The sequence below is a fragment of the Armatimonas sp. genome (assembly GCF_031410135.1).
GTDB lineage: Bacteria > Armatimonadota > Armatimonadia > Armatimonadales > Armatimonadaceae > Armatimonas.
The window spans coordinates 1-4,026 of sequence record NZ_JANNYP010000039.1; the positions used below are offsets into that span (position 1 = coordinate 1).

The window sequence follows — 4,026 nt, forward strand, 5'->3', positions numbered from 1 at the left end:
TCAACGTCTTGCTGGCAAAGTTCACATCGGCAGATATAGATTTCCCTATTTGGCATGGTTTCTTCACAGTAGAAAATGGAGTGGCTAACTAATCTATTCTACATCAAAGAACTGGAACTTGATTTTGGACGACTACTTAGCGAGTCGTGAGCCTGGACGGGTCGCGACCCTCGCCCGCGCTTGGGACGCGTGGGCGGAGCGCTGTCATGTGGTGGAGAAGAAGCAGGCCACCGAGACCGCTCCGTCAACGCCGCAGATTGCGAACCGGGCACTGCTTATCCAGTGCGATGTGCTGGCCGAGGGGCGCACGGGAGTGATCCTCGCGCAAGGCGGCCAGCAAAACGGCTACGCGCTGCACCTCAACGACGGCAAGCTCATTTTCAGTGTACGGATCGCCCAGAAACTCACCGCCATTACCGCCAGCGAACCGCTTCCGCCTAGTCGGTGCCGTTTGGAAGCACAGCTGGCACGCGACGGCGCAATGACACTTCTTGTGAATGACAAGCTGGTGGCAACCGGGAAAGCATCCGGGCTCATACCGACCCAGCCGCAGGATGGCCTGAGCATTGGTCGCGATGAGAAGACGGCGGTGGGGGAGTATGCGGCCCCCAACCCGCTCGCTGGAAGTGTTCTTAATGTGAAAGTAAGCACCCGATGAAACAACTCCTTGCAGCTCTTGCACTCGGCCTCCTAGTGCTTCCGGCTCTGGCACAGCCCGCTAAGCCCCCACGCCCTAATATCATCTTTGTGCTCTGCGACGATCTCGGCTACGGCGATATCTCTCCGTTTGGACAGAAGCGCTTCCGCACCCCCAACTTGGAGAAGCTCGCTACGGAGGGCCAGAAATGGACACAGCACTACGCCAGCTCGCCGGTGTGTGTGCCGACCCGCGCTTGTCTGATGCTCGGAAAGCACACCGGCCACTCCCCCATCCGTGACCACCAGTTTGACCGCGCACTCCCCGAGCTTGCCCAAGCGCCGACAATGGCGAGCGTCTTAAAATCCGCAGGTTACGCAACCTACTCGGTGGGTAAGTGGGGGATCGGAGGCGGAAAAGCGGACATGCCCGCCCATCCTGAGAAGCGCGGCTTTGACCACTGGTTTGGGCTCTACGGCCACGTGGACGGCCACGTCCACTACCCCGATGCGCAGCACCCGATCTTCGACGGCACTAAAGACGTCACGGAGCTCTACAAAGATAGCTACTCGACGGACTTGTACACTGCCAAGGCAAAACAGTATATTGCGGAGCAGACCAAGAAGAACCCCAAGCAGCCATTTTTTATGTACCTGGCGTATATCGCGCCCCACGCGCAGTACCAAGTTCCTGACGGCCCCTATCCAACCGAAGGCGTGAGCCTCCCTCTAAAGCTCAATAGTGCACAGAAAAACGCCTGGCTTGACCCCACGCTTCCTGCTGAGTGGACGGACTGGGAGAAGCGCTATGCCACGATGATCCGCCGCCTGGACGACGCGATGGGTGATCTGACGGCAAGTTTGAAGAAGCAAGGCTTAGACAAAAACACCCTGATTGTCTTTACCTCCGACAATGGCCCTTCTAAAGACCCGCAGATCTTTAACTCTTGGGGGCCATTGGACGGCTTCAAGCGCGATCTCTACGAAGGAGGGATGCGCGAGCCGACGATTTTGTGGGGGCCGGGGGTGGTCAAGCCGGGTGAGGTCTCTCTTCCCAGCGCCCACTACGACTGGCTCGCCACGTTTGCGGAGCTGGCGGGCGTAAGTGCTCCCAAGGACACCGATGGCCTCTCGCTGGCGGCCAGTGTAACGGGCAAGGGTGTCCAGAAACCCCACGACTTTCTCTACTGGGAGTTCCACGGTCCCAGCAAACAAGACACGGATAAAAAGATTCTGGCGCGCCATGGCTACCCCAACACCGGCCCCGATCCGTGGGGTGAGCAGCAGGCGGTGCGTATCGGGGACTTTGTGGGCTTGCGCGTGCAGATCAAAGATGCCAACACGCCGCTGAAGCTCTACAATGTCGTCGCCGATGTTCATCAGGATAAAGACCTCGCAGGCGATCCAAAGCACGCGGCGCTTCTTGCGAAGATGAAGGCGCTGATGGCCCGCGAGCACACGCCCCAGCCGGGCAACCCGCGCCCCTACGATATCGGTGCAAGACCCGCCCCACCCGTGCCCGCCGCCTCCACAACGGCAGGGCCGGGGATTTCGGTGCTGATGGGCAATGCCTACACGCCGCCGGATTTCACCAATCAGGCTGCGTCCTGGTTTGGCTCGTCGGTGCAGGCGAGTCCTGCTGTCGAGCTGCTGATCTCCGGGCTCACGCCGGGTAAAGCGCACCAGCTCGGGATCTCCTGGTGGGACTGGGGCGGACGGGGCCGCAAGCAGCGCGTTCGCGTGAGCAACCCGGATGGCAGTGGCGAGGCAACGGTAATCTCGGAGACCGAGCTTCCGGGCTGGAAAGGAAAAAGCCAGCCGCCTCAAGAACTTACCGTGGAGCTGCCGCTCGGACTCTCAGGAGCGGCACTGCGCGTTTTTATAGATCGCATCACGGGGCCCAATGCACTGGCTTGTGAGCTCTGGATCTACGAAGCGGGGGCCAAGCCGAGTGCGCTCATTGGCCCGATGCCTCGGCTGGAGCAGCTACGCAAAGCGGCCCCGCAAGGCTACGAACTCTTGTTTTATAAAAATCTGGGAGACAAAGAAACGAAGTAACTGATCCCCGCGCATAAATGCGGGGGGCTTTGACAGTAACTACCGCCTAAGCGGTAATCCCGTCCATAGGGCAAGTTACGGTGCCCCGTGCTTTGGACGCAATATTCAGAGCCGCATTGCGGTCTGCATTGAGTTCAAAGCCACACTCAAGACACTTGAATTTTGACTGAGATTTACGATTATGCTTATCGCAATAACCACAAGCAGAGCACGTACGGGAAGTGTTTCGGGGATCAACCAGAACCACAGGGATACCCGCACGCCTCGCTTTATACTCAATCATCTGGAGCAGTTGAAAGAAGCTCCAGTTTCCAAGTTCAAAGCGCATTTCTCGATTAAAACCGTTCCCTCTCTCCCGAATCCCTGTCAACGATTCAAGAGCAAGTGCCTTCCCGAGCTTCGCCGCAGATTCGACAAGTCGGCGACTGATGTTATGGTTCACCCAACGGCTGAACCGCGATTGACGGCGGCGCAACCGTTGAAGGTGACGCTTGGCCGACTTAGAACCACACGACTGAAGTCCCGCACGAAGCTTCCTCATACGACGGCGAAGGGTTCGGACTTCATGTCCACTGTACTGGTTGCCTTCGGAGTCCGTAGCAAGTTCAACAATGCCAAGATCAACCCCGATTATCCCCTTGCATTCGTCAATCTTGCGAAGGGGAGGGTCTTCCACATCGCAAATCGCCATAAGGTAGAACTCACCATCAACCAGGCAAAGATCGGATTCCCCTCTTTGCCCTTCAAGAAGCTTGGCTTGATACTCCCCGCAGACAAAAGGGATTTTAAGTCTGCCCCCAATCGCCCAAATAGAAACCATTCGCTTTGGAAGGTCGTAGCCAAGGATTCGGGAATCGTAAGCGATAGAACCATGGGGTCTATAGGTGCGGCGAGTGAGCTTGTTCAGTTTATAAGAGTCCGTAACTTTGGCAAAGAGAAGCGCAACTACCTGAGCAGTCAAGCCCGTTTCTTTTCGGAGAGTTTCGTACCACTGGTAATGCAAGTCAAACCGCTTGAAAGACTTCTCCGTAAAAGCCCACTCAGAAACTCTGTCCGCCGCTTGATTGGCAGACTTAAGAGTTCTTTTCAGGAGTTCTTTCTGCTCCGGCGTGGGCAGGAGTTTGACTTGTGCCACGAGTTTCACTACAAGAATACTCTCATTATAATGAAACAGTCGGAAAGGTAAGGTAGAAATATTTTGAAAAATCAATCGCGGGAACTTCCATACGGTTCCCGATTCCTCCCCTCGCTAAAACGAGGGTTTTCCTCGGAGGTGTCTCCATGAAAACCACTCGCGCTCGCTTTACCCTTATCTCTCTAGCACTTGCCCTC

3 protein-coding genes are annotated in these 4,026 nt (G+C 56.6%); 2 read left to right on the forward strand and 1 reads right to left on the reverse strand.

Going from position 1 to position 4,026, the window contains the following annotated elements; genetic code table 11:
• The first annotated feature begins 124 nt into the window (after positions 1-124).
• Together RMO15_RS01460 and RMO15_RS01465 are read left to right on the forward strand one after the other, a co-directional pair.
• Entirely contained in the window at positions 125-658 is a 534-nt protein-coding gene (locus RMO15_RS01460; protein WP_309707157.1) for a hypothetical protein, read from the forward strand.
• Positions 655-2,694 carry a sulfatase-like hydrolase/transferase gene (locus RMO15_RS01465; protein WP_309707159.1) on the forward strand — a complete coding sequence of 680 codons (2,040 nt, stop codon included), beginning with the start codon at positions 655-657 and terminating at the stop codon, positions 2,692-2,694. Before RMO15_RS01460 ends, RMO15_RS01465 begins: the two co-directional genes overlap by 4 nt.
• Before the next feature lie 46 nt (positions 2,695-2,740).
• Here the strand turns inward: RMO15_RS01465 and RMO15_RS01470 are convergent, their stop codons facing one another.
• Entirely contained in the window at positions 2,741-3,904 is a 1,164-nt protein-coding gene (locus tag RMO15_RS01470; protein ID WP_309707161.1) for a transposase, read from the reverse strand.
• Positions 3,905-4,026: the final 122 nt, after the last annotated feature.

Coding starts and splice junctions, on each gene's coding strand:
- RMO15_RS01465 (WP_309707159.1), top strand. CDS start 655: ATGAAACAACTCCTTGCAGCTCTTGCACTCGGCCTCCTAGTGCTTCCG.